Origin of the sequence: Ruegeria sp. HKCCSP346 (assembly GCF_017872595.1) — a bacterium.
In the GTDB taxonomy this organism is placed as follows: Bacteria; Pseudomonadota; Alphaproteobacteria; order Rhodobacterales; family Rhodobacteraceae; genus Ruegeria.
Genome location: NZ_JAEDOT010000001.1, coordinates 614,397 through 639,960, shown reverse-complemented (window position 1 = coordinate 639,960; position 25,564 = coordinate 614,397). Strand labels below are relative to the sequence as shown.

The 25,564-nt window shown below is 57.0% G+C and carries 30 protein-coding genes and 1 other RNA gene; 14 read left to right on the top strand and 17 right to left on the bottom strand.

Annotated elements, in window-relative coordinates:
* Positions 1-4: 4 nt before the first annotated feature.
* The 15 genes from lpxA to I9185_RS03095 form a co-directional block, all read right to left on the bottom strand.
* Positions 5-790 carry an acyl-ACP--UDP-N-acetylglucosamine O-acyltransferase gene (lpxA, locus tag I9185_RS03160; protein ID WP_171168239.1) on the bottom strand — a complete coding sequence of 262 codons (786 nt, stop codon included), beginning with the start codon at positions 788-790 and terminating at the stop codon, positions 5-7.
* Positions 787-1,260, bottom strand: coding sequence for a 3-hydroxyacyl-ACP dehydratase FabZ (gene fabZ, locus I9185_RS03155; RefSeq protein ID WP_152457928.1), 474 nt, complete (start codon positions 1,258-1,260; stop codon positions 787-789). Before fabZ ends, lpxA begins: the two co-directional genes overlap by 4 nt.
* Before the next feature lie 73 nt (positions 1,261-1,333).
* On the bottom strand, positions 1,334-1,855 hold the full coding sequence (locus tag I9185_RS03150) for an OmpH family outer membrane protein (protein WP_210092335.1): 522 nt from the start codon (positions 1,853-1,855) through the stop codon (positions 1,334-1,336).
* Positions 1,856-1,918: 63 nt separating this feature from the next.
* The gene (gene bamA, locus I9185_RS03145; protein WP_245223399.1) at positions 1,919-4,171 is read right to left on the bottom strand and encodes an outer membrane protein assembly factor BamA; all 2,253 of its coding nucleotides are present in this window, start codon (positions 4,169-4,171) and stop codon (positions 1,919-1,921) included.
* Between the two features lie 235 nt (positions 4,172-4,406).
* Positions 4,407-4,535 (bottom strand): hypothetical protein, encoded by a 129-nt coding sequence (locus tag I9185_RS20520; protein ID WP_256367495.1) that lies wholly within the window; start codon positions 4,533-4,535, stop codon positions 4,407-4,409.
* Positions 4,536-4,613: 78 nt separating this feature from the next.
* Positions 4,614-5,966, bottom strand: coding sequence for an RIP metalloprotease RseP (rseP, locus tag I9185_RS03140; protein ID WP_210092333.1), 1,353 nt, complete (start codon positions 5,964-5,966; stop codon positions 4,614-4,616).
* 4 nt (positions 5,967-5,970) lie between these two features.
* Positions 5,971-7,143, bottom strand: coding sequence for a 1-deoxy-D-xylulose-5-phosphate reductoisomerase (dxr, locus tag I9185_RS03135; RefSeq protein ID WP_210092332.1), 1,173 nt, complete (start codon positions 7,141-7,143; stop codon positions 5,971-5,973).
* A complete protein-coding gene (locus I9185_RS03130; RefSeq protein WP_210092331.1) occupies positions 7,143-7,925 on the bottom strand; it encodes a phosphatidate cytidylyltransferase in 783 nt (260 codons plus the stop codon). Before I9185_RS03130 ends, dxr begins: the two co-directional genes overlap by 1 nt.
* On the bottom strand, positions 7,922-8,653 hold the full coding sequence (locus I9185_RS03125) for an isoprenyl transferase (protein ID WP_171116012.1): 732 nt from the start codon (positions 8,651-8,653) through the stop codon (positions 7,922-7,924). Before I9185_RS03125 ends, I9185_RS03130 begins: the two co-directional genes overlap by 4 nt.
* 9 nt (positions 8,654-8,662) lie before the next feature.
* A complete protein-coding gene (gene frr / locus I9185_RS03120; protein ID WP_171632603.1) occupies positions 8,663-9,226 on the bottom strand; it encodes a ribosome recycling factor in 564 nt (187 codons plus the stop codon).
* Between the two features lie 182 nt (positions 9,227-9,408).
* Positions 9,409-10,404 (bottom strand): acryloyl-CoA reductase, encoded by a 996-nt coding sequence (acuI, locus tag I9185_RS03115; RefSeq protein ID WP_152457920.1) that lies wholly within the window; start codon positions 10,402-10,404, stop codon positions 9,409-9,411.
* A gap of 89 nt (positions 10,405-10,493) precedes the next feature.
* The gene (locus I9185_RS03110) at positions 10,494-11,597 is read right to left on the bottom strand and encodes a dimethylsulfoniopropionate demethylase (RefSeq protein WP_171632609.1); all 1,104 of its coding nucleotides are present in this window, start codon (positions 11,595-11,597) and stop codon (positions 10,494-10,496) included.
* On the bottom strand, positions 11,598-12,128 hold the full coding sequence (locus tag I9185_RS03105; protein ID WP_348539710.1) for a DinB family protein: 531 nt from the start codon (positions 12,126-12,128) through the stop codon (positions 11,598-11,600). It lies immediately after the preceding gene.
* Positions 12,125-12,829 carry a DUF1326 domain-containing protein gene (locus I9185_RS03100; RefSeq protein WP_152457918.1) on the bottom strand — a complete coding sequence of 235 codons (705 nt, stop codon included), beginning with the start codon at positions 12,827-12,829 and terminating at the stop codon, positions 12,125-12,127. Before I9185_RS03100 ends, I9185_RS03105 begins: the two co-directional genes overlap by 4 nt.
* 4 nt (positions 12,830-12,833) lie before the next feature.
* Positions 12,834-13,598: a DUF2182 domain-containing protein gene (locus I9185_RS03095; RefSeq protein WP_171633831.1), complete on the bottom strand. Its 765-nt coding sequence runs from the start codon at positions 13,596-13,598 to the stop codon at positions 12,834-12,836.
* A gap of 115 nt (positions 13,599-13,713) precedes the next feature.
* Here I9185_RS03095 and I9185_RS03090 point away from each other — a divergent pair, with 115 nt between their 5' ends.
* The 10 genes from I9185_RS03090 (at position 13,714) to I9185_RS03045 (ending at position 21,363) form a co-directional block, all read left to right on the top strand.
* The gene (locus I9185_RS03090) at positions 13,714-14,445 is read left to right on the top strand and encodes an FCD domain-containing protein (RefSeq protein WP_210092330.1); all 732 of its coding nucleotides are present in this window, start codon (positions 13,714-13,716) and stop codon (positions 14,443-14,445) included.
* A gap of 117 nt (positions 14,446-14,562) precedes the next feature.
* The gene (locus tag I9185_RS03085; protein WP_210092329.1) at positions 14,563-15,963 is read left to right on the top strand and encodes a selenium-binding protein SBP56-related protein; all 1,401 of its coding nucleotides are present in this window, start codon (positions 14,563-14,565) and stop codon (positions 15,961-15,963) included.
* Positions 15,964-15,976: 13 nt separating this feature from the next.
* Positions 15,977-16,630, top strand: a complete 654-nt coding sequence (locus I9185_RS03080) for a hypothetical protein (protein ID WP_171231674.1) — start codon at positions 15,977-15,979, stop codon at positions 16,628-16,630.
* A gap of 59 nt (positions 16,631-16,689) precedes the next feature.
* Complete coding sequence (locus I9185_RS03075; RefSeq protein WP_209833200.1) at positions 16,690-17,340, top strand: TenA family protein; 651 nt, start codon at positions 16,690-16,692, stop codon at positions 17,338-17,340.
* A gap of 17 nt (positions 17,341-17,357) precedes the next feature.
* Positions 17,358-17,720, top strand: coding sequence for a DUF4345 family protein (locus I9185_RS03070; RefSeq protein WP_210092328.1), 363 nt, complete (start codon positions 17,358-17,360; stop codon positions 17,718-17,720).
* Positions 17,721-17,756: 36 nt separating this feature from the next.
* Positions 17,757-18,104: a transfer-messenger RNA gene (gene ssrA / locus I9185_RS03065) on the top strand.
* 101 nt (positions 18,105-18,205) lie between these two features.
* Entirely contained in the window at positions 18,206-18,637 is a 432-nt protein-coding gene (locus I9185_RS03060) for an ester cyclase (protein ID WP_171632620.1), read from the top strand.
* 125 nt (positions 18,638-18,762) lie between these two features.
* Entirely contained in the window at positions 18,763-19,578 is an 816-nt protein-coding gene (locus I9185_RS03055) for a sulfurtransferase/chromate resistance protein (RefSeq protein ID WP_210092327.1), read from the top strand.
* On the top strand, positions 19,575-20,828 hold the full coding sequence (gene chrA, locus I9185_RS03050) for a chromate efflux transporter (protein WP_210092326.1): 1,254 nt from the start codon (positions 19,575-19,577) through the stop codon (positions 20,826-20,828). Before I9185_RS03055 ends, chrA begins: the two co-directional genes overlap by 4 nt.
* 76 nt (positions 20,829-20,904) lie before the next feature.
* Positions 20,905-21,363 (top strand): ClpXP protease specificity-enhancing factor SspB, encoded by a 459-nt coding sequence (locus I9185_RS03045; protein ID WP_171168262.1) that lies wholly within the window; start codon positions 20,905-20,907, stop codon positions 21,361-21,363.
* A gap of 27 nt (positions 21,364-21,390) precedes the next feature.
* Here the strand turns inward: I9185_RS03045 and I9185_RS03040 are convergent, their stop codons facing one another.
* Positions 21,391-21,954, bottom strand: coding sequence for a hypothetical protein (locus I9185_RS03040; RefSeq protein WP_171632634.1), 564 nt, complete (start codon positions 21,952-21,954; stop codon positions 21,391-21,393).
* Positions 21,955-22,159: 205 nt separating this feature from the next.
* Between I9185_RS03040 and fumC the strand changes: the two genes are divergently transcribed.
* From fumC to I9185_RS03020, 4 genes are read left to right on the top strand one after another with little or no spacing between them, the layout of a single operon-like run.
* Positions 22,160-23,554, top strand: a complete 1,395-nt coding sequence (gene fumC, locus I9185_RS03035; RefSeq protein ID WP_210092325.1) for a class II fumarate hydratase — start codon at positions 22,160-22,162, stop codon at positions 23,552-23,554.
* The gene (locus tag I9185_RS03030; protein ID WP_152457906.1) at positions 23,554-23,730 is read left to right on the top strand and encodes a DUF4169 family protein; all 177 of its coding nucleotides are present in this window, start codon (positions 23,554-23,556) and stop codon (positions 23,728-23,730) included. The genes fumC and I9185_RS03030 overlap by 1 nt, the downstream gene beginning before the upstream one ends.
* Entirely contained in the window at positions 23,727-23,948 is a 222-nt protein-coding gene (locus tag I9185_RS03025; RefSeq protein WP_152457905.1) for a ribbon-helix-helix domain-containing protein, read from the top strand. Before I9185_RS03030 ends, I9185_RS03025 begins: the two co-directional genes overlap by 4 nt.
* Before the next feature lie 58 nt (positions 23,949-24,006).
* On the top strand, positions 24,007-24,609 hold the full coding sequence (locus I9185_RS03020; protein ID WP_210092324.1) for a DNA-3-methyladenine glycosylase I: 603 nt from the start codon (positions 24,007-24,009) through the stop codon (positions 24,607-24,609).
* A 4-nt stretch (positions 24,610-24,613) separates the two neighbouring features.
* Here I9185_RS03020 and I9185_RS03015 read toward each other — a convergent pair whose 3' ends face one another.
* A complete protein-coding gene (locus I9185_RS03015; protein ID WP_210092323.1) occupies positions 24,614-25,495 on the bottom strand; it encodes a fructose bisphosphate aldolase in 882 nt (293 codons plus the stop codon).
* Positions 25,496-25,564 lie beyond the last annotated feature (69 nt).

The following is a 25,564-nucleotide window of genomic DNA, read 5'->3' as shown; positions in this document are numbered from 1 at the left end:
GACCCTATTTCCTCGGGGTCAGGAAGGATCGGTCACTGTGGCCGGTGACGAAATCCACGATCTGCTGCACATAGTCGCTTTCGTTGCCTTCACCGATCCGGCTGGCGCGATCCATAAAGGTGCCTTCGCCGTCGGACAATTCCTTGAATGCCGCGCGCAGCGCCGAGATATCTTCACGCGATACACCCTTGCGCTTGAGACCGACGAGGTTCAGGCCATCCAGCTCACCCCGCGACGCCTGTACCAGGCCGTAAGGAATAACATCTTTCGGCACCATGGTCAGCGCGCCAATAATGGCCCCGCGTCCAACGCGCACCCATTGATGCAGCCCTGAAATGCCACCGACGATCACGTCGTCTTCGACGATGCAATGCCCTGCCGCGCCGGCATGGTTCACCATGATCACACGGTTGCCGATCTGAACGTCATGGGCCACGTGAACACCCGCCATCAACAGGCAGTCGTCACCGATCCGCGTGACCCCTCCGCCACCTTCGGTCCCGGTATTGATTGTCACATGCTCGCGAATGCGGTTGCGTTTGCCAATCTCAAGCCGGGTGTTTTCGCCGCTGAATTTCAGATCCTGAGGGATCTCACCAATCACCGAGAAATTGAACACGACGGTATCGTCGCCGATCGAGGTGTCGCCCGTCACGACCACATGCGATTTCAACTCGACCCGATCGCCCAGTTTCACCTGTGGGCCCACGTGGCAGAAGGGACCGATGATACAATCCTGTCCAATCTGCGCACCGTCTTCAATAATTGCGCTGGGATGGACTCCGTTCATGTTGTCTTTTCCATATCCCAGTCGACATAAGCCGAGAATTCCGCCTCGGCGGCAACTTCGCCTTCGACAGTTGCACGGCCGCTGAATTTGAACAGCTTTCCGCCTTTTTTCCCACGCACTGTTTCCACATGCATTTCCAGCACATCACCGGGCACGACCTTGCGGCGGAATTTGCACTTGTCGATGCTCATGAAGTAAATCAACAGCTCGGTGTCGATGACGTCCATTCCCACACCCAGCATCACACCGGCGGTCTGCGCCATTGCCTCGACAATGGTGACACCCGGCATGATCGGCGTACCGGGGAAATGCCCCTGAAAATGCGGTTCGTTCATGGTGACATTCTTGATTCCGCGCGCCGACTGATAGCCCGAGATATCTACCACCTTATCGACCAGCAAAAACGGATAGCGGTGCGGCAGGATCCTCTGGATCAGCTGAATGTCTGCGCTTTTGGTTTCTGTGCTCATGATGCAGATATCCCGTTTTGGATGTTTCTTTTTTTGCGTGGTTAGCAATACAGCACTGCAAGGGCAAGCGAACCTATTCGCCCTGACCCTGTTGCAAATCGCTTCCATCACCAATCGCGGCGTTTATTCGGATGATTGCGGCTTCGGTGATGTCGGACGTGCTGACGACGACATTAGATCGCTCGATCATCACGCTGGCCCCAATTTCGCGCAACAGATCGACAAGCACCGGGCGCACAATCTCGGAAAAGGTCTGCTGGGCTTCTTCGCTGCGACGGGCCAGTACGTCCAGCTTTGCCCTTTGCCCCTCGCGATGGGACTGAACCTTGAGATCAAACGCCTCGGCCAAGGGGCGGAACTCGTCGGCCGACATGGTGGCGCGCTGCTCGGTAAGTTCCTTTTCTTCGCGGCTCAGTTCCGCGACAATCCGTTGGTTTTCTTCGGACAGTAAGGCGCTTTCCTTTTCAATTTCACGCAAAACGCGCTGTCCGAAAGCGGACTTGGCAAACAGCTCTTCACTGGACAGGGTGACCACACTGGCTTGAGCCACACCAAGCTGCTGAGCATTTGCCAAAGACGCCAGGACCATCGCCATAAATGCACACAGGGCCCAAAGCGGGCCCCGTGTTCTGCCAAGCAATCTGTTCAGCATCGCGGATCAGAACCGGGCCTGGATCGTAAAGTCAAAGTTCTGCTCCTTGTCGAAAGATTCTTTCTTGAGAGGCTGCGAAAAGTTGAACTGCAACGGCCCGAACGGAGTTTCCCAGAGCACCGAAATACCGATCACGTGCCGGATCGATCCGTTTGCACCGACAATGGTTGCACCTGCCGTATTGACGTTGTCGATGTTGTAGAGGTTGCCGACATCATAGAACAGGCCGCCACGCAGACCCAGCTCCTCGGGCAGACCCAGTGGGAAGTCGGTTTCGAAACGGGCAACCCAGTAGTAGTTGCCGCCGATCGCATCATCCTGACCGTTGGACAGGTCACGCGGTCCGATACCCGCAGGTTCAAAACCCCGGAAGGTATTGGGGCCCAGCACAAAGCGGTCAACAGTACGGCTAAAATCGTTTCCGCGCCAGTGCAGAGCGCCCAGCTCCATCGTTGCCCGAAGCACCACCTCTTCGTTCCAAACCCGGGTTTGCGCGATACCACGCGCCGTGGTCTTGAAGTATTTGTTGTCCCCACCAAGTCCAGCGGCATCAACGCCCACCTCGAACAGAACGCCGGTATTGGGGTCCAAACCGCCGAGACGGCTGTCATAAATGTAGGACAGGCCCAAAGAACTGGACGTCCGTTTGCCCTGCGCAATTTCAGAAGCAATCACTGCGCCATTAACTTCGTTGTCCTGTTGCGTCATCTCGCTGCGGTCCCAGCCATAGCGGAGCCGCAGAGCCGACAATTCACCAATCGCATAGGTTAGCTGTGGCGCAAAGAAAAGACTGCTTGTGTCGTAACTTGCAAACCCGGAATTGGTGGCCGACAGCCCCAGACCAAGGTCAAAGCGCAGCTTGCGACCCAGAAGGTAAGGCTCAGTAAAGCTCAGCGTATATTGTTCCGAGTCCTGCGCGGTCGAGATCGAGACACCAAGGTTCTGGCCACGACCCAAGAAGTTGGATTCGTTCAGGGCAACGGCAATCCCGAAGCCGTCCGTAACCGAGTAGCTGCCCCCGAGGCTCAGCGAGCCGGTGGGTTGTTCTTCGACGTCTACATCCAAAATGACCTGGCTGGGCGACGATCCCTCGCGCGGCTCGACCTCCGCGACGGAGAAGAAGCCCAGGGCATTGATGCGCTCGGCGGCCTGACGGATTTCGCGGGGATTGAACGGGTCACCTTCGACAGTGTCGAACTGACGGCGGATCACCCGGTCCAGGGTGGTTGTGTTGCCTTCAATATCAATCCGCTCGACAAAGATCCGCGGACCTTTTGTCAGAACAAATTCGATATCCAAAGTCAGATCGCGGTCATTGCGTGTGACACGTGGTTCCACGCGAAGGAAATCCACACCTTGCTTCAGGCCCAGCCGTTCCTGTCGCGCAATCGAATTTTCAACCAGCGTCGGCGTATATGTCACGCCGGGTTTGATCTTCAGCACGTCCTGATAAGGGGCCGGATCCACGCCCGGAATCTCACTGACGGTCGTGATCTTACCGAATGAAAATTTCTGGCCCTCGGTTACATTCATCACCAGAAAAAACGCATCCCGTTCACTGGTAAACTCGACATTGGCGCTGTTCACGCGGAAGTCGACATAGCCCCGTGACAGGTAGAAATCCCGGATGACCTGCTTGTCGAACTCGATACGATCGCCGATGAAGGTGTCGTTCCGGAAGAACGTCCGCAGGAAGGTTGCCTGCTTGGTTTCCAGAACGCGGCGCAAACGACGGTCCGAAAAGGCACGGTTGCCAACAAAACTGACACGTTCCACTTCAATGGTCGTGCCCTCTGCCACTTCAAAAACCAGATCAACTCGGTTGTCGCTGCGGCGGATAATCCGAGGGATCACGGTCGCGGCAACTCGACCTTGGGCCGAATACACTTCAGCAATCATGTCGGCGTCAGACTCGGCCAACTGCGGGGTAAAGACGCGGCGCGGCTGAGATTCGATAACGTCCAGCAACACGTCGTCTTTGACACGGGCGTTACCCTCGATGCTGATCTGATTGATCGTCGGATATTCCTGAACCGTGATGACCAGCGTAGACCCCCGCGGCGTCAGCTCGACTGTTTCAAATACACCACTGTCAAGCAAACGCTGATAGGCATCATTGAGCTGGCCCGCAGTTACAGTCTGGCCAGGTTCGATTCCCGTTCGGGCGATGATCGTACCGGTTTCAATCCGGCGATTGCCCTCAACATCAAACGAATTGATCGTATAGTTTTGCGCCTGTGCTGCATGCGGAAAAGTCATTAAGCTTGCAGCAACAAAAAGGAAAAGAACCGCTAGCGCCTGCCACAAAATCTTGTTTGTTGGCATTTGCTGCCCGCAGGATGTGCCCGCCCCTCGCCTGTCAGTCATTTTATGCTCTACCCAGAATTTAAGACTTTAATGCTGAGTAACGGGATTGAATGAGCTTGTCAAAAGGCGAAATAGAAGCAGCCGCGAAGACTGCCATTCAAATTGACGACGTTAATTTCAGTAAGAATCACATGGCCGCCAGATAGGCGGCACCTGCCATAGCCAACGCCGTAACTGCAAAGCTCAGCAGAACATCCCAATTCAGCACGAACAGGAAGCTAAAGCTCTGATACGATTTTTTCAGCGTTTTGGTCATGGTTTTTCCCTCAGACGCAAAAATCATAACGTCAGAATGAGGCAATTTTGCGGCCCAATCTTGCGCCACGCGCCACAATTAGCAGAACAAATCGTTGCTCACTGAAAACAGCATGAGGGTGAGAATTAAGGTGATCCCTACACCCATGAGCACCCGCAAGGCCCCATCACTGGGTGGTTTCCCTGCAATGGCTTCATAGGCGTAGAACACAAGGTGCCCGCCATCCAATGCCGGGATCGGAAACAGGTTCAGCAATCCGACCGCCGTCGACAGAACCGCGATGAAGAAAATGAAGTTCTGCGCCCCCTGGCTGGCCATTGCCCCCGAGGTTTCGGCAATCCCGATCGGCCCCGAGATGTTACAGGTGCTGATTGCCCCCGTCACCATGTGCCACATACCAGACAGCGACCCTTCGATAATGCGGCCCGTCTGTCTGACACCGCCGGTCAGTGAATCCAGAATACCGGCCGGTTCAGTTGCTGGCTCCAGCATCATGCCCCCGATGATCCCAATCCGCCAATGGGTGACGAAACCGCCATCCGGCTGAGGTTCATCCGTGCGTCGGGGGGCCAATGCGAATTCCAGCTCGGACCCATCCCGCCAGACGTCCAACAGCAGAACCCGGCCGTCGGACCCTTCGACAAAATCCTTCAGCTGCTCGAAGGCAAAGATCGGCTCTCCGTTCACAGCCGTGATGACATCGCCTTGTTTCAGTTGAATATCCATCGCCGCGCTGCGTGGGGCCACTTGGCGGATCAGGGGTGGAAACATCCATGGTGCTTGTACATCCAGCGTCTCACCGTCCCGGATTACCGTGTAGTCCAGAACCGGTTCCACAGGCAGCGCTTCGATAAAGTCCTGCCAGGCGCCCTCTTCATCATAGTCAGGTGTCGGGGTGCCGGCGATTGCGGTGATCACATCACCTTCTCTCAGTTCCTGCACAGAGCCTGGCAAGGGTTGCAACGTTCCGACCGTCAGCGGCTCCTTCGATACGCCCTGTGACCAGAAAATCAGGCCAAACACCAGAATGGACATGACGAAGTTGAAGACAGGTCCGGCCGCGACCGTTGCGGCCCGTGCCCACAAAGGGGCACCATGCATGGTGCGGCGCAGCTCTTCCGGGCTTTGGGTAGCGATGCCTTCCATCGCCTTTTCATCCTTGCCCGATGCTGCATTGGCATCGCCCAAGAATTTTACGTACCCCCCAAACGGCAGCAACGCGATCTGCCATCTTGTCCCCCGTTTGTCGACACGGCTCCAGAGAACCGGGCCAAACCCGATCGAGAACACTTCGGCATGGATACCGGACCAACGCCCCACAATGTAGTGGCCGTATTCGTGCACTGCGACGATGACCGACAATGCGATGACAAACGCGACAATCGTCCAGAGAAGATTGCCAAATTGCGGGATTAGGGAAAGTACGTCCAAAATTCTATCCTGCTCGTTCCACCACAGCGTCATCGACCCACTGACGTGCCAGATGGTCTGTTTGCTGTACGTTATCAAGGGTCATCGGGGCATCAATAAGGCTGTCTGACGCGTCGAACCTGTCGAGAACCGCCGCGACGGCATCAGCCATATCCAGAAATCCGGTCCGGCGCGCGATGAAATGATCCAGCGCACGTTCCTTCGCGGCGTTGAAAACAGCACCCGCCAGGCCGCCACGCGCCATCACGTCCCGGGCCAGTTTCAATGCGGGATAACGTGCCAGATCCGGCGCGTTGAAACGCAACTGCCCCATCTTGGCCAAGTCAAGGCGCTGTATCGGCAATTCCCGTCTTTCGGGCCAATGCAGCGCGTAACCGATGGCGTGGCGCATATCGGGTGCCCCCATATGGGCCATCATCGCACCATCACGAAACCCGACCAGGGCGTGTACTATGGATTCCGGATGCACAAGCACTTCGATCTGATCCGGTTTTACACCGAAATATTCTTTTGTTTCTATGACTTCCAACGCTTTGTTGAACATGGATGCGCTGTCGATGGTGATACGCTGCCCCATATCCCAATTCGGATGGCTCGAGGCTTGTTCCACCGTCGCGTTCACCAGTTCACTCATGGGCCAATCACGAAACGCCCCGCCGCTGGCGGTGATGATCACACGCTCGACTGTTTCGATGTCTTCACCGACCAAAGCCTGAAACACCGCCGAATGTTCGCTGTCGACCGGCAGCAATCGCGCACCATGCCGTTTGGCCGTTTCCAGAACCAACGATCCTGCGCAGACCAATGTCTCTTTGTTGGCCAGCGCGAGGGTCGTGCCCTGTTTCAACGCCTCGATGCCCGGTGCCAACCCGGCCGAGCCGACAATGGCCGACATGATCCAATCCGCCGGACGTGCCGCAGCCTCGACGATGGCACGCGGGCCTGCAGCCGCCTCGACGCCACTGCCGGCCAAAGCGGAACGCAGGTCATCAAGCCGGTCTTCATGAGCGGTGACGGCAATATCGGCACCGAGCCGACGCGCGTCATCCGCAAGTCTTTGAATATTGGCGCCACCGGTCAAGGCCACGACGTCATACTCGGACGGTGCACGCGAAATCAGATCAATCGTATTCTGCCCGATCGACCCGGTGGCTCCAAAAACAGATACCTTTCGCATTACATTTCACCCGGCGAATAGATCAGCCCCGCGATCAGAACGAACAGCGCGGCCCCCATCATGCCATCAAACCGATCCAGAAAGCCGCCATGGCCCGGTATCAGGTTCGAACTGTCTTTGACACCGAACTTGCGTTTGACCGCACTTTCAGCAATATCGCCGGCCTGGCTTGCCATTGAAGCCAAAACGGAAACAACGACAAAAGCGAATCCAAAGCCGGCCAGGCTTGCAAAAACCGCGCCGACACATGCCGCTGCGGCCCACCCTCCGGCGGTTCCCGACCACGTCTTCTTCGGGCTGACCTTGGGCCAGAATTTCGGGCCACCAACCGCCTTGCCCACGAAATAGCCCGCGACGTCCGTGGCGACCACGACAACAATCAGCCAAACCATCCAGCCAAAACCGGAATTTTCGCGGATCGAAATGAAACCCAGCCCGGCCCCGACGATCCAGACCACGAACATCCCGAACAGAACCTTCGAACGACTGATCTGCCCCACTCCCACAAGCGCAGGCGCAAGCACGACCGGCAAAGTGTAAATCGGCGGCAGATGATAGCTGAGAACCACGGTGATGCTTGTCAGAATCCCCAATTGAACAGCCACGCCGCGGGCTTGCGGGTCGATCATCCGAACCAATTCCCACGTCATCAGACCACAGGCTGCGGCGATGAAGGTTTCGAACCACCACCCGCCAAGCCAGACTTCGATTGATCCGATCACGACCAGAACAGCAGCAGAAAGAACCCGTGTTGTCAGGTCAGACCATCGGCCGTCTCTCATGCCAGAACCGCTCCGAACCGCCGATCTCTGGTGCCGTAATTCTGGCACAGACGGGCCAGTTCAGCAGCAGTGAAGTCCGGCCAGAGGGTGTCGATGAATTCATATTCCGAGTAAGCCGATTGCCAAAGAAGAAAGTTTGAAATCCGCGCTTCACCGCTGGTTCGGATAACAAGGTCGGGATCAGGAAGAACACGCGTATCCAGATATTTAGGAAGAGTTTCTTCATCCACCTCTTCGGGTTTCAGCCGCCCTTCAGCCACATCCCGTGCCAGACGCTTGGTGGCGCGTGCGACCTCGTCGCGACCACCGTAATTCAGCGCGACGGTCAAATGAACCAGATCGTTGTTCTTGGTTTCTTCTTCCAGCGAGTCCATCAACTCGATCAACTTGGAATCCAGCCGGACCCGATCTCCGATGAACCGAACGCGGATGCCATTATCCGCAAGTGTCCGGGTTTCCTTGATGATGTAGCGGCGAAACAGGTTCATCAGGCCGGCCACCTCGACCTGGGTCCGCTTCCAGTTTTCGGTCGAAAAAGCGAACACCGTCAGGTACTTGATCCCCAAACCAGGGCAGGCCTCGACAACTTCGCGCACGCGCCGCGCGCCGGCATGGTGGCCGAACAGCCGGGGACGGCCGCGTGCCTGCGCCCAACGACCATTGCCATCCATGATGATGGCCACATGGCGCGGGCCGGACTCCAGCTCGGTTTGCGGGTCTTTTGGCATCAGTTCGGCTCAGACCTGCATGATTTCGGCTTGCTTGGTTTCGAGCGCAGCATCCACGGCCTTGATCATCTCATCCGTCATGTCCTGAACTTCGCTTTCCCAAAGCTTCTGGTCATCTTCCGACATGCCGTCCGCCTTGGCCTTCTTGATCTGATCCATGCCATCGCGACGCACGTTGCGGATCGCAATGCGCGCGTTTTCCGCGTACTGACCGGCGACCTTGCTCAGCTCGCGGCGGCGTTCTTCGTTCAACTCGGGAATCGGCAGCATTATGATGGTTCCGTTCAATTGCGGATTGATACCAAGGCCGCTTTCGCGGATGGCCTTTTCCACCTTACCCACCAGTGACTTGTCCCAGACGTTAACAGTGACCATACGCGGTTCGGGCACGTTCACGGTGCCCACCTGGTTGATCGGTGTCATCGAGCCGTAAGCGTCAACCATGACAGGTTCCAGCATCGAGGCCGAAGCACGCCCTGTTCGCAATGATGCAAATTCGGTTTTCAGATTGGCCATTGCGCCATCCATGCGGCGCTGCAGATCATTGGTGTCCAGTTCGAAGTCGTCAGACATTCTGCTCACTCCCCGTCTTCAGGTACTCTTTGGATGGGTCTTACGCCATCGCAATTGGGATGTATAGCAATCATGATCGGGAATTGTATCAATGGCCAGAGGTGTTGCGACCAATTTGGACAAACATCGTTTTCCGGAACCTGGCCGAGTTTCTTCGGCCAGGTTGCTTTCATGGGTCAGCCTCAGGCGTTCACATCCACCACGACGCGGCCCTTGACCTGACCTTTCAGAATGTCGGCGCCCAGTTGCGGCAGATCGGACAGACCGGCCGGTTGAACCATCGCCTCAAGCTTGTCCATCGGCAGATCCGTGGCGATCCGTTTCCATGCGCGCACCCTGTTGTCATAGGGCTGCATCACGCTGTCGATGCCCAAAAGGTTCACGCCGCGCAGCAGGAACGGAATCACCGTCGCAGGCAAAGCAGCCCCCCCTGCCAAACCTACCGCAGCAACAGAGCATCCGTATTTCATCTGGCCAAGAACACGCGCCAGCATGGCGCCGCCCACAGCGTCAACGCAGCCCGCCCATGTTTCGCTTTCCAGAGGGCGTTTTGTGGTCTCGTTCAGGTCGTCGCGCGGCACGATGGTCGTCGCTCCAAGTGATTTCAGATAGTCACCGGTTTCGGGCCGTCCGGTGACCGCGGCGACCTCATAGCCCAAATTGCCAAGAATGGCCGTGGCCACCGACCCGACGCCGCCCGCGGCCCCGGTTACCAATACCGGTCCACGATCCGGGGTCAGCCCATGATCCTCCAGCGCCATGACCGCCAGCATCGCAGTAAACCCGGCAGTGCCCACTGCCATTGCCTGACGCGTTGTCAGCCCATCGGGCAGCGGCACCAGCCAATCGGCCCGCGCGTTGGCTTTTTGCGAATAGCCGCCCCAATGTGCCTCACCAACGCGCCATCCGGTCAGAACAACCTTGTCTCCGGGTTTGTAGCGGTCATCCGATGAGGCCTCGACCGTGCCGGCGTAGTCAATGCCGGGGACATGCGGATAGGCCCGCACCAGCCCGCCCCCTTTCGGAGACAGGCACAGGCCGTCCTTGTAGTTCACCGTAGAATATTCGACCGCAACCGTGACATCACCATGCGGCAGGTCATCCACCGACAATTGTTTGATCGAGCCGGTGGCAAGTCCGCTCTCTTCATCCTTGTCCATCACAAGTGCATTGAACATCTGTCATTCCTTTCGTGTTCAGCGACCAGCCCATGTCGTCAACTGGTTCAAAATTTCCCGAGGTCGACGCGGCAGCGTCCTTGCTTCTGCTAGATCCAGAAATGCGATTGCACGGTCGCGCGGCGCATCCCGGCCGGTGTTTCCACTTCCAGTTCCGTCCCGGCATCCCAATGGCTCAGGCGCACCATACCGATCGCCACATTGGTTTCAAAATCCGGAGACCAGGCCGCTGATGTCACCTGCCCCACGCGCTTGCCGCTTGCAAACAGGTCCCAGGGACGATCGCAGCCCGGTACAGGCTCACCGGCGATGGCGATTGGCCGGATTTGCTGCACCGGCCCTTCCTTGGCGACACGCAACAGAGCATCCCGACCGATACAGCCAATCGCGGTATGCGTGTTGCAGAACTTTCCCAGACCGCATTCATGCGGGGTATTGTCGTCGGTCATGTCGTTCCCATAGGACAACAGCCCGCCCTCAATGCGTTCGATCAGGTTCGGGCAGCCCGCGCGCACGTGCAGGTCTTCGCCGGCGGCAAACAGGGCGTTCCACAAAGGCATGCCGATATCGCCACCTTCAACGTATATCTCGAAACCACCCTGTTTCGAATAACCGGATCGCGCGACGGCCAGATCGCGCCCCTCGAACTCGAACATGTCAAATTTAAAGAAACGGATGTCGCGCACTCGGTCCCCGAAGACACGCGCCATCAGCTCGTCCGCCTTTGGGCCCTGAACGGCAAGCGGCGACACGTCCGGTTCATCCACCAGCACATCCAGACGGTACCCAACGGCGATACCCTTGACCCACAGCAACAGATCACTGTCGGCAATCGAGATCCACCATCGGTCTTCGGACAACTTCACAGCCACCGGGTCGTTCAGCATGCCGCCGGTTTCGTCAACGATCGGCACATAGAAACATTGCCCCGGCAGCATACCGCGCAGATCGCGCGGGGTCAGCATCTGCATCAGACGCGCAGCATCAGGGCCACGCAATTCAACCTGCCGCTCGCACGACACATCCCAGACCTGCACATGGGTCTTAAGATGCCGGTAATCGGCTTCAACACTTTCAAAAACCGTCGGCAACAACATACGGTTGTAGACCGTATAGCCCTTGACCCCGGCAGCTTCGACTCCTTCAGAGAACGGAGTGCGCCGCAAGCGGCGTGAGGCGGAAATCTGCGGCATTCATACCTCCTGCGGCATAAAGACGATATCACTGACAGGCGCTTCCGAGCCCGTCTCGGTCAGCATTTTGTGCACTTGCCCCCTGTGATGGGTCTGATGATTGAAGAAATGGATCACGCACAGCGCGTAAGGCATTGTGACATCAGCCTCTTTTGCGGCGGAATACCACGTGAACGAGCCGGTCAGCGGATCATCCCCCAGCCCTTCTGCCCAGTTCAGGATACGCGCATCGATCTTTTCGCGTAACGCCAACCAGCTTTGCAGGTCCGGGCACAGGTATACGCTTTCATGGATACCCCCGCCCGCCTTGTGAAAATTGCCATCTGGCCCGTCGCGCTTTTCGAAACGCGACATCCACATCCAGTCACCCCACAGCAGATGGTTCACCGTGCCCATAATCGAGCCAAAGAATGCTCCGCGTTCAAGGGTCAGTTCCTTCGGTGTCAGAGATTGCAAAAACTCTGCCAACTGATTGTTCTGCCAGCGATTGTAACGCGCCATTTCCTGCGCATACCCGCCCGTGATCATCATTTGGGCCCGTGCCAGTCGATCGGGCAGATTTCAGCGGACTTGCCGCCAAAGTCCCAGACCCGGCCATAGTCTCGCACCTTCGATTTGGTGCCACGCGCCACGATGATGTCAGGTCCCATCCAGTATTTGGAATTTGAGACCATCACCGGATGCTCCGGGTCCTTGCCCGCAAGCATCTCGATCTCTCCCTGTATCTTGCGACCAATCGCGATCCGACGTTTGTTTCCGTCGCGCTCGATCTGGACCGGCGCCCGTTCCGCACCGATGATCTCGCTGACCAGCATGGTAAACAGACCCGTCGTGCCGCCCGCCTGACCGCTGAAGATTTGCAACAATCCGTTGTAAGCCTTGCCGCTTGCGCGCTCGTCGACATAAGCGGCGACTTTCCACTGGCCTTCCCCCATCCGGCCCGGAATATCGACCAGCAAGCCGACATTCAGACCCGACAGATCCTCGCCTTCATAGTGGCCTTCATCAACGATGATGCCCATCCAAGCATGGCAGTGACCTTCCGTAGGGGGATGTGCGCCCAGCGACACCACGCAGGGGCAAAACACGTCACATGAACAGTTCAGGATCAGTTCACCCTTGATGGCCCATTCCGTCGGACTCATCTCTCGCCGCTTGGGATTGGGCATGCGGCTGTCGATACGCTGACTGACGGGCAGCCGATCGGCATCTGGTTTTCTGTTTTTAGCCATTGGCTTATCCTCCGTAGCTAATTGGATACACGAGCAGGACGAGACCGCCCGCAATCAACACAAACCCCATTGGACGGGTCACGGCGTGCCCGATCTGAGGAAGTTTCTCCAAAACCATGAACAGGGTCGCGAGCCCCATCCACAACAGGCTCATGACACCGCCTACAAAGCCGAGTGCCATAAAGCCCCAGCAACAGCCGACGCAAAAGGCGCCAAGACCCAGGCCCATGCGCACGCCACCTGCAAAACCGGTTCTCCAATGTCCCAGGAAATAGGTCATCGGGGCATGGCAGACACCGTGGCACACCTCTTTGGCGCGGGAAAACTGAAAGGCGCCCACGGCAATCATCAAGCCGCCCGCGACCCAGCCGGATTTGGCAATTCCCAGCATATCGACAACACCGCCAAACAGCAGAACCAACTGAATTCCTGCGATCACGGCCGCAAACCCGACCCAGACGATGGAATACCCGGCAAGAACCCCCAGCCAGCCGGCGCGGCTGCCATTTGCGCTGCGGATCAGGTCATCGTAACTGCGCAGGGTCGGGATCAGGGTCGGCAGCATCATGGCCGCCATCATGATCGCCCACATTGAAAACAGCGGCCCGAACTCGGCCATGGGCATGTACATGTCCATGCGCGGATCCATCGCGGCCATCGCCTGCCCCATCGGCCCCGGACGGCCGATCAGATCAAGGCCCATGTCCCGGCTCATCGAGAACATGACCCACCACGCCCACAAGATCAGAACATAAAAGCCCAGCCACATTCCGCTGCGCAGCCACGTACGACTCACTTCGGCCTCCCGACTCAACTCCCTTGCTTTTCAAATGTCAGACTTTTAAATGTCAGACAAATAAAAATTTGCCCAAGGTCGTCTGAAGATGAAAACCGCGCCCCGGAAAACCGCAGACCTGTCTGCCCAGATCGCCCAGGCCATTCGGGATGCGATCGTATCGGGTGAACTGATCGTGGACGCGCGCCTGCCGTCCGAAGCCGAGCTGTCGGATCAGTTCCAGGTCTCTCGCCCGACCGTGCGTGAGGCATTGAAACGGCTGGCCGCGCAATCCTTGATCCGCACACAACGCGGCGCTTCCGGCGGGGCGTTCGTGAATCGCCTGAGCTTTGAGGATGCCTATTCTCAGCAAGTCACGACTTCGACATTGCTGCTGTCGATGAATGCGGTCAGCTTCGATACCGCATGCGAGGCGCGATATGCCCTGGAAAGGGCCTGTGCGCCTTTGTCAGCGCAGCGGCGCACGGCAGATCACCTGGCGACCATGCGGGCAGAAATATTCCGCCAGTCCCAACCGGGCCTGACGGATGAGGCTTTTTGCGCCTCGGACGTGACTTTCCATCGCGCGCTGGTGGATGGGGCTGGCAACCCGGTCCTGTCCTATCAGCTGGCGGGCGCCGTGGAAGCGATGCAACCGCTGATGAACATGATCACATTCACGGCGCGATCCCGCGAAGAGATCATCGGACTGCACAGCAGAATAGTGGAGGCGCTTGAGGCAAAAGACGCGGACACCGTAGACTCCGCACTTGTTGATCTGGAACACTACACACGACGGCTGGCCCATGACGTGGCCGAAAGCAAACGTAAACCGACCTGAGGGCCGCATTCGAAACAAGATCAGAACAAGGGGCAAAAAAGCGGGCAGATTTTCATCCGGCGCCAAGATCGGAACTTTCAATATGAATTGAAGTTCAATGACTTACGGGAGGACGTTATGAACCAAAGACCGGACCCAAGTTTTTATCCATCCGCGAAACTTGCGATGGAGGGCCCCGCTGAGACGCTTGCATTCACGCTGATGCTCAGCCCTGACTTTTCTCAACCCGACGGGCTGGCGGTTGTGAATGTCGATCCAAGCTCGGACGATTTCGGAAAGATCGTGCATCAGGTGATCATGCCCGAAAAGGGCGACGAATTTCACCATTTTGGCTGGAACGCCTGTTCTTCTTCCCTGTCGCCGCTGAGCGGTCATGCGTTTCTGGAGCGGCGCTATCTGATCATCCCGGGCATCCGGTCCAGCCGGATTTATGTCATTGACGCGAAGAACCCGCTTGAGGCCAAGATTCACAAGATCATCGAACCCGAAGAAGTCTTTGCAAAGACAGGGTATTCCCGTCCGCACACGATCCATTGCGGGCCCGAGGGCATCTATGTCAGCACCCTTGGTGGCGGCGGCCCCGACGGCACAGATGGCCCTCCGGGCATATTCATCATGGATTGCGAGACCTTCGATATCATCGGGCGCTATGAGATCGAGCGCGGCGTGCAGGACAAGCATTATGATTTCTGGTGGAACCTGCCGCGTGACTACATGGTCAGTTCCGAATGGGGCCTGCCGCCGCAATTCGAAAACGGGCTGGTGGCCGAGGATCTGTTGTCCAACAAGTACGGCCACCGGATCCATTTCTGGAACCTTCGGAACCGGACGAATATTCAGACCATCGATCTGGGCGAAAACCATCAGATGGCCCTGGAAATCCGCCCCGCGCATGATCCCGTAAAACAATACGGGTTCTGCGGCGTTGTCGTCGATACGACCAACTTGCAAGGGGCGATCTTCACCTGGTGGCGCAATGATGACGGCACGTTCGAAGCCAAGAAGACCATAACAATCGATCCGCAACCCGCTGATCCTGATGATCTTCCTGACCTTCTGAAGGGCTTCTCTGCCGTTCCGCCGCTGGTCACTGATATTGACCTGAGCCTGGACGACAAGTACCTCTATGTCGCGTGCTGGGGAACCGGCGAGATGCATCAATACGATGTATCCGACCCGATGAACCCAACCCTGGCAGGCAAGGTCGAGATCGGCGGAATCGTCAAAAAGACAAAGCATCCAAATGGTCAAACCTTTGGCTATGGTCCACAGATGGTCGAAATCAGCCGCGACGGCAAACGCGTCTATTGGACCAATTCGCTTTATTCCACGTGGGACGATCAGTTCTACCCCGAGGAAGGTGGTGCGGCCATGGTCAAGGCTGATGTCGGCGAGAATGGTGGTCTGACATTGGATCCGAAGTTCTGGGTAGAGTTTCCCAAGGGCTATCGCAGCCACCAGATACGGTTGGAGGGCGGAGACTGTTCAACCGACAGCTTCTGCTATCCGTCGGTCTGAGTTGGAATTTTTGATGTCATCAACGGCTGGCCTGTGGCTGGCCGTTGTTCTGAGCGGAGCCTATCACGGCCTGAACCCCGGCATGGGCTGGCCGCTGGCGGTGTCTTCGGCTTTGATGGAACAACGTCAATCCGCGCTTTGGGGTGCACTCGCGGCTTTGGCTGGCGGGCATTTCGTGGCCATGCTTGGCGTACTTCTTCCTTTTGCCCTGATGGCCGTACTGGTCGATTATCAGAATGAAATCCGCATCGGCGCGGCTCTGGTCGTGATTGGCATGGGCCTGTACATCGCGATAACCCGCCGTCATCCCCGCTTTCTTTCGCGGATCCCGCCAAGCAGGCTCGCGCTGTGGTCTTTTCTTGTGGCGCTTGCCCACGGGGCTGCCCTGATGCTGGTTCCAATCTATCTGGGCCTGTGTGCCGTGGATGAACTGGACGCGGGCCATCAAGCGATTTCTCAGATCATGACCACGAACACCCTTTTGGTTCTGGGCGTCGCCGCGCTGCATACGGCCGCCATGGTTCTGGGTGGCGGTTTTTTGGCCTTTGCGGTCTATCGTTGGCTTGGTCTGCAATTCCTGTCGCGCAGCTGGTTCAACCTGGAACTCATCTGGGCCCTGAGTCTCATTCTGGTCGGTGGTCTGGGTCTCTGGTCCGCCCTTGGCTGACCTTGTACTTTGTTTTGAAACGCGCTTTGTCTGCATCGAAACAAAACTGGAGCTTCCGAATGCAGGACCAAACCCGCCCAACCGAAGTGCTGCGTCAGGGCAAAATCGACGACTGGACGGCCGCCACAACCCATGCTTTCACCCGCGAGTTGTCTGACGGCACCCTGCCCGAGAACAAGATGCGCTGGTATCTGCAACAGGATTATCAGTTCGTCGACGGTTTCGTGCGTCTTTTGGCCAGCGCCATCGCGCATGCGCCGACCCTTGCTGACAGCGTACCGGCCGCGCAGTTTCTGGCGGTGATCACAGGCCCCGAGAACACCTATTTCCTGCGCGCGATGGACGCTTTGGACACTGAGCCCAGCACCGAGCCCGCGCCTGCCACGCGGGCGTTTCAAGATCTGATGGCCGAAGCCGCAGCCTCTGGCCGTTATCAGAACATGCTGGCGGTACTCGTCGTGGCGGAATGGGTATACCTGAGCTGGGCCAGCCCAGAAAACCCGCCCAAAGACGGCTTGCCGTTCTGGTTTGCAGAATGGATCACGCTACATGCGGGCGAAGGGTTCGAAAGCGTCGTGGAGTATCTGCGCAGTCAGTTGGATAACGTCTGGCCGACGCTGGATGCGGCCGAACAGGCCGAGGTCACGCGACTGTTCCATCGCGCTGTCGAACTGGAACGTGATTTCTTTGACGCCGCCTACGCGGCCTGAACCATAAGGGGGCCGGAATGGTCGCAACTCTGAACGTTATCGCGGCATTGCTGACCATCGGGTTCGGCGCGTTTGGGTTCTTGGCCCCGGCCCACACCGCGTCGGCCCTGGATCTGGCCCCAACCAACAGCACGATGGGGTTGTCCGAGATGCGCGCCTCGGTCGGTGGTTTGTTTGTTGTGACGGGGATCGCCGTTATCTTGCTGAACAACCCAATGGCCTATGTCATGCTGGGCATTGTCTATTCCGGTGCGGCGCTGGGCCGGTTTGTGTCAGTCGCGCTGGACAATCCCCCCTTGGCCAAGGCGTTGATCTTTGGGGGAATCGAACTGGTTCTGGCCGTCTGGCTCATCGCTGCAAACTTCAACAAAGCCACCTAACAGATTGGAAATGTTAAACACGGCTGAGTTCATTCTGAGTTTGCATCCCCCCATCACCTCACCTATATAAGAATCGTCCTTCGGGACTATGGACATAAACGCGCTCGTAATAAGCGGATCGGACCCGGGGGCGGTACCCGGCGGCTCCACCAACCATCCTTCGTTTGGGGATTTTGGGGCCGAAACAGGATCGACGAACGTCTAAAGGGGTTAGCTTTGTCTCGGCTGTCTGCCACCGTTACCGGCGAAAACAGTACAATTGCAAACGACAATCGTGCTCCGGTTGCAGTTGCTGCGTAAGCAGTAGCAAGACCGAAACTTAAGCCCTTGCGCCTAGCCGCGTAAGGCGGGGTTCGCAGGTACCTGGCAACAGAAACCTGCATTAATCCCCCACATGTCTGATTTTATTCACCCGTCCCTTGGCAGATTCAGAGTTTATTCATTCCTTTTTGCCATCTTGCCAGCACTTGGACAGGAGAACTGGGATGACGAATTCAGAGATACTCAGAAAGTGGTACTCCGAAGTTTGGGAAAATGGAAACACCGAAGCAATTGATCAGTTCTTTGCACCCGAAACGATGGCCGAGGGGCTGATTCCGGAAATGCAGGTCGGTGCGGACGATTTTCGGGATCTGGTCATGGCGTTCCGCCATATTCTGGGGGACATCAAGGTCGAATTGCCCAAGATCATCGAAAACGGCGACTGGGTTTCTGCCATTCTGCATGTTCGTACTTTTCGGGCTGACAATGGCGCGCCACTGGAAGTCACGGGCCAGGTCATGGCGCGGTTCAAGGCCGAAAAGATGGTTGAAGCCTACAACCATTTTGACTTCATCTCGTTTTTTGAAGAGCTGGGCCAGTTTCCATCGGACACCCTGCCCGTATGCATGACCGGGCAACGCCTGGACTGGGCGTGAACCCAAAGCAATCTTGACCCCCATGACCCTTGCGCGCTAGCAAGTGCCATGGGGTAAGATTGCGAACGCCCCGTGAGGCGACAGCCCAAGTTTCGCATGTATCCGCGGTCACAAGGAAACATGCCATGGCATCGCCCAACTCTATTTCTCCCAAACAACTCCTGCGTCTGATTGGTACTCCGAATGCGCCCGTTCTATTCGACGTCTGCCTGAATGACGATTTTGAAGAAGATCCCTATCTGATCCCCGCATCAATCCGGCACCCGGCCACGGATCTTCAGGGGCTTTTGTGCAAGATCTCGGGCCGTTCGGTCGTGATTATCTGTCAAAAAGGCAAAAAGCTGAGCCAGGGCGTTGTCTCCTGGTTGCGCGGCGAAGGGCATCAAGCCGAATATCTGGAAGGTGGAATGCATGCCTGGCGCGACATGGCCGATGCACCACGTGTGCCCGCAACACGCATTCCTGATCGAATTGGTGGCCATACGCTGTGGGTCACACGTCACCGGCCAAAGATCGACAGAATCGCATGTCCCTGGCTGATACGCAGGTTTGTTGATCCCGACGCCAAGTTCCTGTTTGTGGCACCCGGCGAAGTCGAAAGCGTTGCGACTGTTTTCGGGGCGTCGCCTTTTGATATCGAGAACACGTTCTGGAGCCACCGAGGCGACAACTGCACGTTTGACACAATGTTGGATGAATTCGAGCTTCACTCCCCTGCGCTGGACCGGTTGGCGACGGTCATCCGGGCAGCGGACACGAACCGGCACGCGCTTGCACCCGAAGCGGCGGGATTGTTGGCGGTGTCTGTCGGGCTTTCAAGGCAGTACCGCGATGACCATGAATACCTGAAAGCCGGGATGAACCTTTACGACGCGATGTATCGCTGGGCGCGCGATGGGTTTGACGAAAGCCATGACTGGCCCACCGGGCGAACGTCATGACACCGACACTGGCCGAGATTTTCAAGGTCTTTGGCAGGATCGGTCTGCTGTCTTTCGGCGGTCCTGCGGCTCAGATTTCCTTGATGCATCAGGAATTGGTCGAACGCCGACCCTGGCTGGATGAACAGACTTACCTGCGCGCCCTGTCTCTGTGCATGTTGTTGCCGGGCCCCGAGGCGATGCAGCTGGCAACCTATGCGGGGTGGCGCCTGCGCGGCGTTGCCGGCGGGCTGATTGCCGGCAGCTTGTTCGTGTTGCCCGGCGCGTTGGTGATTGCGGTTCTGGTCGCGCTCTATTCAGTATTTGGCGATGTTCCCTTGGTGCAGTCGGCCTTCACGGGCATCAAGGCAACCGTCATCGTCATCGTTTTGCAGGCGCTCCGCAATCTTTCGCGCAAGGCATTGAATGATCGCGAGCATCGAACAATCGCAATCCTGTCCTTCCTGGCCATTTTTCTGCTGAACCTCCCGTTTCCGGCGATCATATTCGTTGCCGCAGCCTGGGGGTACGTGACCTTCAAAGGACCCGTAGAAACTCCCACGCGAGAAGGAACACCACATCTGGCGCGGTCTCTGCGAACGATTGCTGTCTGGTTGCCCCTTTGGTTGGGCCCGCTCGTTGCTCTGAGCGTCACAGGCCATCAACTGCTGAGCGATCTGGGGTGGTTTTTTGCCCGGCTCGCCGTTGTAACCTTTGGCGGCGCATATGCCGTATTGGCCTACATGACTCAAACGGTTGTCGACCAGTACCACTGGATCAGCACGGATCAGATGATTGATGGGCTGGGGCTGGCGGAAACGACTCCGGGGCCGCTCATACTTGTCACACAGTTTGTCGCCATGCTGACCGGACAACTGACCGGCGGGTTCACGCTGGCGCTTGCAGCCGGAGCGGTAGCATTGTGGGCGACGTTCGTTCCGTGCTTTCTTTGGATTTTTCTTGCGGCCCCATATCTCGACCGTCTGGCCGCGCGTCCCCGCCTGTCTGCGGCCCTGCATGGAATCACCGCGGCCGTCGTCGGAGTGATTCTCAACCTTTCCGTGTGGTTCGCCCTGAATGTTCTTTTCGAATCGGTATCTGAAAAATCATGGGGTCCTCTGGCAATCCCCATGCCGCAGATTTCCGCGTTGAATTTTACCGCATTCGGTCTAACTATCCTTGCTGGGGCCTTGATTTTTCGACTGAAATTAGGGATGGGAACCGTGCTTGCCCTGATGTCGATTGCCGGCCTGGCTGCACACAATATCTGATCAATCCGGTCGTACCCGCCCTTTCGTTTCCGAACAAAACCCCTATGCTGAGCATAACCACTTTTGAGGATCACACATGTCGCAAGGCATCGACTATGGAAACCTGATGCACACCGCCATGCGCGGCTTGATCAAAACAGTGCTGAAGGACGTTTCTGAAACCGGTTTACCCGGGGCGCATCACTTTTTCATCACGTTCGACACACGTGAAGATGGTGTGGAAATCGCCGACTGGCTGCGTGAACGCTATCCCGAAGAAATGACCATCGTCATGCAGCACTGGTTCGAGAACCTCGAAGTCGGTGACCTCGGCTTTGGCATCACTTTGAACTTTGGCGACGCCCCGGAACCTCTGTACGTCCCCTATTCCGCAATCAAGACTTTCGTCGATCCATCCGTGGAATTCGGCCTTCGCTTTGAAAGCCCGGAAGACGAAATCGAAGAAGATCAAATCATCGAAGACGACATCGAAGTCGAAGAAGAAGAAATACATCACGATGCGGATATCGTGTCGCTGGACAGCTTTCGGAAGTGAACCTTCAAACCCCGCCCGGCGCGGGGTTTATCGTTTCATCAGGAAAGTCTCGACCGATCGTGATTTTTGACCATCTATGAATCGTGAAAACGCGAGGTTCAGCCCGCCCTGAGCAAGCGTGCGGTCGAATTGCTGCAACTCATATCCTCCGTCCTCGTCAATGAACAAAGAAAACACGGTCAGTGTTTCGCCGACGATGCGGCCCCATACAAATGGCTCGCCCTTCATCGGGTCCAACGGGACTTCGTGACCAAAAACATTGCGTTTCATCGCCGCCGAAAACACATCCGGTCGATCCGACGGAACAAAATCAATCGAGAACTTCTGTTCCTTTACGCGTCCATCCAACTTGTATGTCGTCGTCCGCCAACTGACGTTGAAACCGTTCTTGGTCTCGAAGATGGAAACGCTCATGTCGCGGGGCGTTGTCGTGCCATCCGCGTCCACAACTTCGGCTGAACCGATATAATCTCCTGTGAACGGTGTAATGTCTGCCGCGCGGGCCGCTGCGCTCAGAACCGACAGCCACAAAGCGCAAACTGCAAGTATCGCGACTGCTTTTCCAAGCGTAAGGCGATGGAAATCTGGCATTTTGTCCTCCATGGCGTCTATTGCTCCATTGTAGCCCAGCGGTATCGGCAAACAATGCACATTCCCCGCCTATAACGATTAAAGTGACGCACCCCGCGCCTATACCTTTGAAGCCCTTAAGTTTAAGGTGCGCGCAACTGGCCGATTGCGTCACGGCGTGGCTGCGGCTAAACGGCATACAACTGCATACCAGACGGAGTGACCGATGTCTCAAACCCGCACAGAATCCGACAGCTTTGGCCCGCTCGAGGTTCCTGCCGACAAGTATTGGGGCGCCCAAACGCAGCGCTCGATCATGAATTTTCCCATCGGCTGGGAAAAACAGCCGGTCGCCATCGTGCGCGCGCTGGGCGTAATCAAGAAAGCCTGCGCCATGGAAAACAAGGCAACGGGCAAGCTGGACGCAAAGATAGCCGATGCGATCATTCAGGCCGCAGGCGAGGTGATCGAGGGCAAGTTCGACGACAACTTTCCGTTGGTCGTGTGGCAGACGGGTTCGGGCACCCAGTCGAACATGAATGCGAACGAGGTCATCGCCAACCGAGCCATCGAGATTCTGGGCGGCAAGATCGGATCCAAAGACCCGGTACACCCGAATGACCACTGCAACATGGGGCAATCGTCGAACGATACTTTCCCAACCGCCATGCATATCGCAACAGCGATGAGCGTACGCGACGTGCTGCTTCCCGGCCTTGAAAAACTGGCGTCCGGGCTCGAGCAGAAGGCCGAGGAGTTCAAGGACATCATCAAGATCGGCCGAACCCATACACAGGACGCGACACCGCTGACCTTGGGTCAGGAGTTCAGTGGCTATGCCCACCAGATTCGTCAGGGAATCGCACGCGTACATGCGGCGATGCCGGGGATTTATGAACTGGCCCAGGGCGGAACGGCCGTTGGCACCGGCCTGAACACCCAGCACGGCTGGGACAAAGCCGTCGCAGGCCATATGGCCCAAATCACCGACCTGCCCTTCGTGACGGCGCCGAACAAGTTCGAAGCGCTGGCCGCCCATGATGCCATGGTCTTCCTTTCGGGCGCTTTGGCGACGATTGCCGGCAGCTGCTACAAGATCGCAAACGACATTCGTTTCCTGGGCTCCGGGCCTCGTTCCGGCCTGGGTGAACTGATCCTGCCGGAAAATGAGCCCGGCTCGTCGATCATGCCCGGCAAGGTAAACCCGACGCAGGCCGAAGCGCTGACGCAGGTCGCCGCACATGTGATGGGCAACAATGCAGCGATGAATTTTGCCGGGTCGCAAGGGCATTTCGAATTGAACGTCTACAATCCGATGATGTCCTACAACCTGCTGCAATCGATCCAGCTGTTGGGGGATGCCACCGACAGCTTTACCGAGCGGATGCTGATGGGCATCAAAGCGAACGAGCCGCGCATCGACAAGCTGATGAAGGAATCGCTGATGCTGGTCACGGCGCTTGCCCCTACCATCGGTTATGACAATGCGACCACCGTTGCGAAAACCGCCCACAAGAACGGTACCACGCTCAAGGAAGAAGCCATCGCGCTGGGCTTTGTGGACGAAGCGACCTTTGATGCCGTCGTCCGCCCCGAACAGATGATCGGCCCAAAAGACTGATGGGCAAGCCGGTCAATCTGAACCGGTATCGAAAGGAAAAAGCGCGGGCCGAAAGAAAGGCCCGCGCTGACCGGAACACCGTCGCATTTGGGCGTACAAAAGCTGAAAAAGAAGTCGTGAAGCTTCAACAGAAAAAACAAAAGCGCGACCTCGACAATCATGAGCTGGACGAATGAGCGGCCGTCCTGTCAAACGCTCTTTGACCCTGAAAGGACACCGAACCTCGGTATCACTCGAGGATGAATTCTGGCGTGCTTTTCGCGAGATCGCTCAAGAACAAGGTAAGCCAATCAATGTCTTGGCGGCTGAAATAGATGTGGCTCGCGACCCGGAAACGGGTCTTGCATCGGCCATACGCGTCTTTGTGCTGAACTGGTTCCGAAACCCTGATTGAGACTTGTCACGCCCTCACCTCGACGTGTAACGTGAGTGGGAACAAAAAGGGTACAACCATGAGCGACACCATTACCGGGCCGGATGGGCAGCAAAGATGCGCATGGTGTCAGGCCGCGCCCGAGTTCTTTGAATATCACGACAATGAATGGGGTTACCCTGTCGGCGACGACCAACGGCTGTTTGAAAAACTGTGCCTCGAGAGCTTTCAGTCAGGCCTTAGCTGGCGAACGATCCTGAACAAGCGCGAAAACTTCAGGAAAGCCTTTTGCGGGTTTGACTTCAACAGGATGGCCGCGTTTTCTGATGAAGATGTGGAACGCCTGCTACAGGATTCTGGGATCATCCGTCATCGCGGCAAGATTGAAGCGGTGATCAACAACGCACGTTGCGCGCAGGACCTTGTGGCGGCCGAAGGATCTCTGGCGGCCTATGTCTGGCGTTACGAGGCTGAGACGCCTCCGCCTCCGCAAACGGCGTCCACATCGCCCGAGTCGGTGGCCATGTCGAAAGATCTCAAGAAACGGGGATGGAAGTTTGTTGGCCCTACAACCGTGTTTGCGTTCATGCAGGCCATGGGGCTGGTCAATGATCATGCCGAGACCTGCATCGGCAGAAAAAAAGCGGCACAGTTGCGCCGCTCTTTCGTCAAACCTGTCTGACGGATCAAACCGAGGCTTTGAAAATCTTGTCGATGTTGGCACCCAAGGCCGCGTTGAATTCGGCATCTGACTGCTGCTTCGACAGACCTTCGGTCAAGGCCCGCGAGAAGGATGCAATCATCTTGCCGTTCCGGCCCAGCAGATCACAGGCTTCTTCCGTCGAATAACCGCCCGACAGGGCCACAACGCGCAAGACCCGCGGGTGGTCAGCCAGCGCGTCATACAGGTTTGCCTGTGTCGGGATCGTCAGCTTCAGCATCACTTCCTGACCCTCGGCCAGTTGATCGAGGTTTTTGAGAATTTCAGCCTTCAGAATGTCTTCCGCCTCGGCCTTGGTTTCCGAATGGATGTTCACTTCGGGTTCCACGATCGGAACCATACCGGCATCGGTGACTTCGCGGGCGACGTCGAACTGTTGGGCAACCACCGCCGCGATGCCATCGGCATTCGCTTCGTGAATGACCGAGCGTTCCTTGGTGCCGAACACACCATCGGCCTTGGCCAGGGTCTCGGCTAGACCAGGGATCGGTTTCATCATCTGAACGCCATTTGCCTGTTCTTCCAAGCCTTTGTCGATCTTCAGGAAAGGCACGATACCTTTGACCGACCACAGATAATCGGCAACCTTGCGGCCTTCGATCTCTTCGCCCAGGGTACGTTCGAACAGGATTGCGCCAATCACTTTGTCCTTTGTAAAATCGTCGGCCAGAATGATGCGGGCACGCATCTTCTGGATTTCACCGAACATCTCTTCCTCCGAGCTGTAGTCGGATGCCTCGACACCATAAAGCGCAAGCGCTTTCGGGGTTGATCCGCCGCTTTGATCCAGTGCCGCGATAAAGCCCGTGCCGTTGATCATCTGCGCGCGCTGTTCTGCTTTGGACATATTGTTTTCCCGTTCAATGATGATTCCGATGTTCTTCCCCGCATACAACAGGGCGTGAACCGATGGTAG

What these genes read in the sequence shown, in the direction of transcription:
- I9185_RS20520 (WP_256367495.1), bottom strand. Translation starts at nt 4,535, where the DNA reads ATGACCAAAACGCTGAAAAAATCGTATCAGAGCTTTAGCTTCCTGTTC.
- acuI (WP_152457920.1), bottom strand. Translation starts at nt 10,404, where the DNA reads ATGTTCAATGCACTTGTGATGGACAAGGATGAAGAGAGCGGACTTGCC.
- I9185_RS03085 (WP_210092329.1), top strand. Translation starts at nt 14,563, where the DNA reads ATGAACCAAAGACCGGACCCAAGTTTTTATCCATCCGCGAAACTTGCG.
- I9185_RS03150 (WP_210092335.1), bottom strand. Translation starts at nt 1,855, where the DNA reads ATGGCGATGGTCCTGGCGTCTTTGGCAAATGCTCAGCAGCTTGGTGTG.
- I9185_RS03040 (WP_171632634.1), bottom strand. Translation starts at nt 21,954, where the DNA reads ATGCCAGATTTCCATCGCCTTACGCTTGGAAAAGCAGTCGCGATACTT.
- I9185_RS03095 (WP_171633831.1), bottom strand. Translation starts at nt 13,598, where the DNA reads ATGTGGCTGGGCTTTTATGTTCTGATCTTGTGGGCGTGGTGGGTCATG.
- I9185_RS03045 (WP_171168262.1), top strand. Translation starts at nt 20,905, where the DNA reads ATGTCGCAAGGCATCGACTATGGAAACCTGATGCACACCGCCATGCGC.
- fumC (WP_210092325.1), top strand. Translation starts at nt 22,160, where the DNA reads ATGTCTCAAACCCGCACAGAATCCGACAGCTTTGGCCCGCTCGAGGTT.
- I9185_RS03125 (WP_171116012.1), bottom strand. Translation starts at nt 8,653, where the DNA reads ATGCCAAAAGACCCGCAAACCGAGCTGGAGTCCGGCCCGCGCCATGTG.
- bamA (WP_245223399.1), bottom strand. Translation starts at nt 4,171, where the DNA reads ATGACTTTTCCGCATGCAGCACAGGCGCAAAACTATACGATCAATTCG.
- I9185_RS03015 (WP_210092323.1), bottom strand. Translation starts at nt 25,495, where the DNA reads ATGTCCAAAGCAGAACAGCGCGCGCAGATGATCAACGGCACGGGCTTT.
- I9185_RS03110 (WP_171632609.1), bottom strand. Translation starts at nt 11,597, where the DNA reads ATGCCGCAGATTTCCGCCTCACGCCGCTTGCGGCGCACTCCGTTCTCT.
- I9185_RS03055 (WP_210092327.1), top strand. Translation starts at nt 18,763, where the DNA reads ATGGCATCGCCCAACTCTATTTCTCCCAAACAACTCCTGCGTCTGATT.
- I9185_RS03060 (WP_171632620.1), top strand. Translation starts at nt 18,206, where the DNA reads ATGACGAATTCAGAGATACTCAGAAAGTGGTACTCCGAAGTTTGGGAA.
- I9185_RS03080 (WP_171231674.1), top strand. Translation starts at nt 15,977, where the DNA reads ATGTCATCAACGGCTGGCCTGTGGCTGGCCGTTGTTCTGAGCGGAGCC.
- I9185_RS03105 (WP_348539710.1), bottom strand. Translation starts at nt 12,128, where the DNA reads ATGATGATCACGGGCGGGTATGCGCAGGAAATGGCGCGTTACAATCGC.
- dxr (WP_210092332.1), bottom strand. Translation starts at nt 7,143, where the DNA reads ATGCGAAAGGTATCTGTTTTTGGAGCCACCGGGTCGATCGGGCAGAAT.
- I9185_RS03130 (WP_210092331.1), bottom strand. Translation starts at nt 7,925, where the DNA reads ATGAGAGACGGCCGATGGTCTGACCTGACAACACGGGTTCTTTCTGCT.
- frr (WP_171632603.1), bottom strand. Translation starts at nt 9,226, where the DNA reads ATGTCTGACGACTTCGAACTGGACACCAATGATCTGCAGCGCCGCATG.
- I9185_RS03100 (WP_152457918.1), bottom strand. Translation starts at nt 12,829, where the DNA reads ATGGCTAAAAACAGAAAACCAGATGCCGATCGGCTGCCCGTCAGTCAG.
- I9185_RS03020 (WP_210092324.1), top strand. Translation starts at nt 24,007, where the DNA reads ATGAGCGACACCATTACCGGGCCGGATGGGCAGCAAAGATGCGCATGG.
- chrA (WP_210092326.1), top strand. Translation starts at nt 19,575, where the DNA reads ATGACACCGACACTGGCCGAGATTTTCAAGGTCTTTGGCAGGATCGGT.
- lpxA (WP_171168239.1), bottom strand. Translation starts at nt 790, where the DNA reads ATGAACGGAGTCCATCCCAGCGCAATTATTGAAGACGGTGCGCAGATT.
- I9185_RS03025 (WP_152457905.1), top strand. Translation starts at nt 23,727, where the DNA reads ATGAGCGGCCGTCCTGTCAAACGCTCTTTGACCCTGAAAGGACACCGA.
- I9185_RS03070 (WP_210092328.1), top strand. Translation starts at nt 17,358, where the DNA reads ATGGTCGCAACTCTGAACGTTATCGCGGCATTGCTGACCATCGGGTTC.
- fabZ (WP_152457928.1), bottom strand. Translation starts at nt 1,260, where the DNA reads ATGAGCACAGAAACCAAAAGCGCAGACATTCAGCTGATCCAGAGGATC.
- I9185_RS03075 (WP_209833200.1), top strand. Translation starts at nt 16,690, where the DNA reads ATGCAGGACCAAACCCGCCCAACCGAAGTGCTGCGTCAGGGCAAAATC.
- I9185_RS03090 (WP_210092330.1), top strand. Translation starts at nt 13,714, where the DNA reads ATGAAAACCGCGCCCCGGAAAACCGCAGACCTGTCTGCCCAGATCGCC.
- I9185_RS03030 (WP_152457906.1), top strand. Translation starts at nt 23,554, where the DNA reads ATGGGCAAGCCGGTCAATCTGAACCGGTATCGAAAGGAAAAAGCGCGG.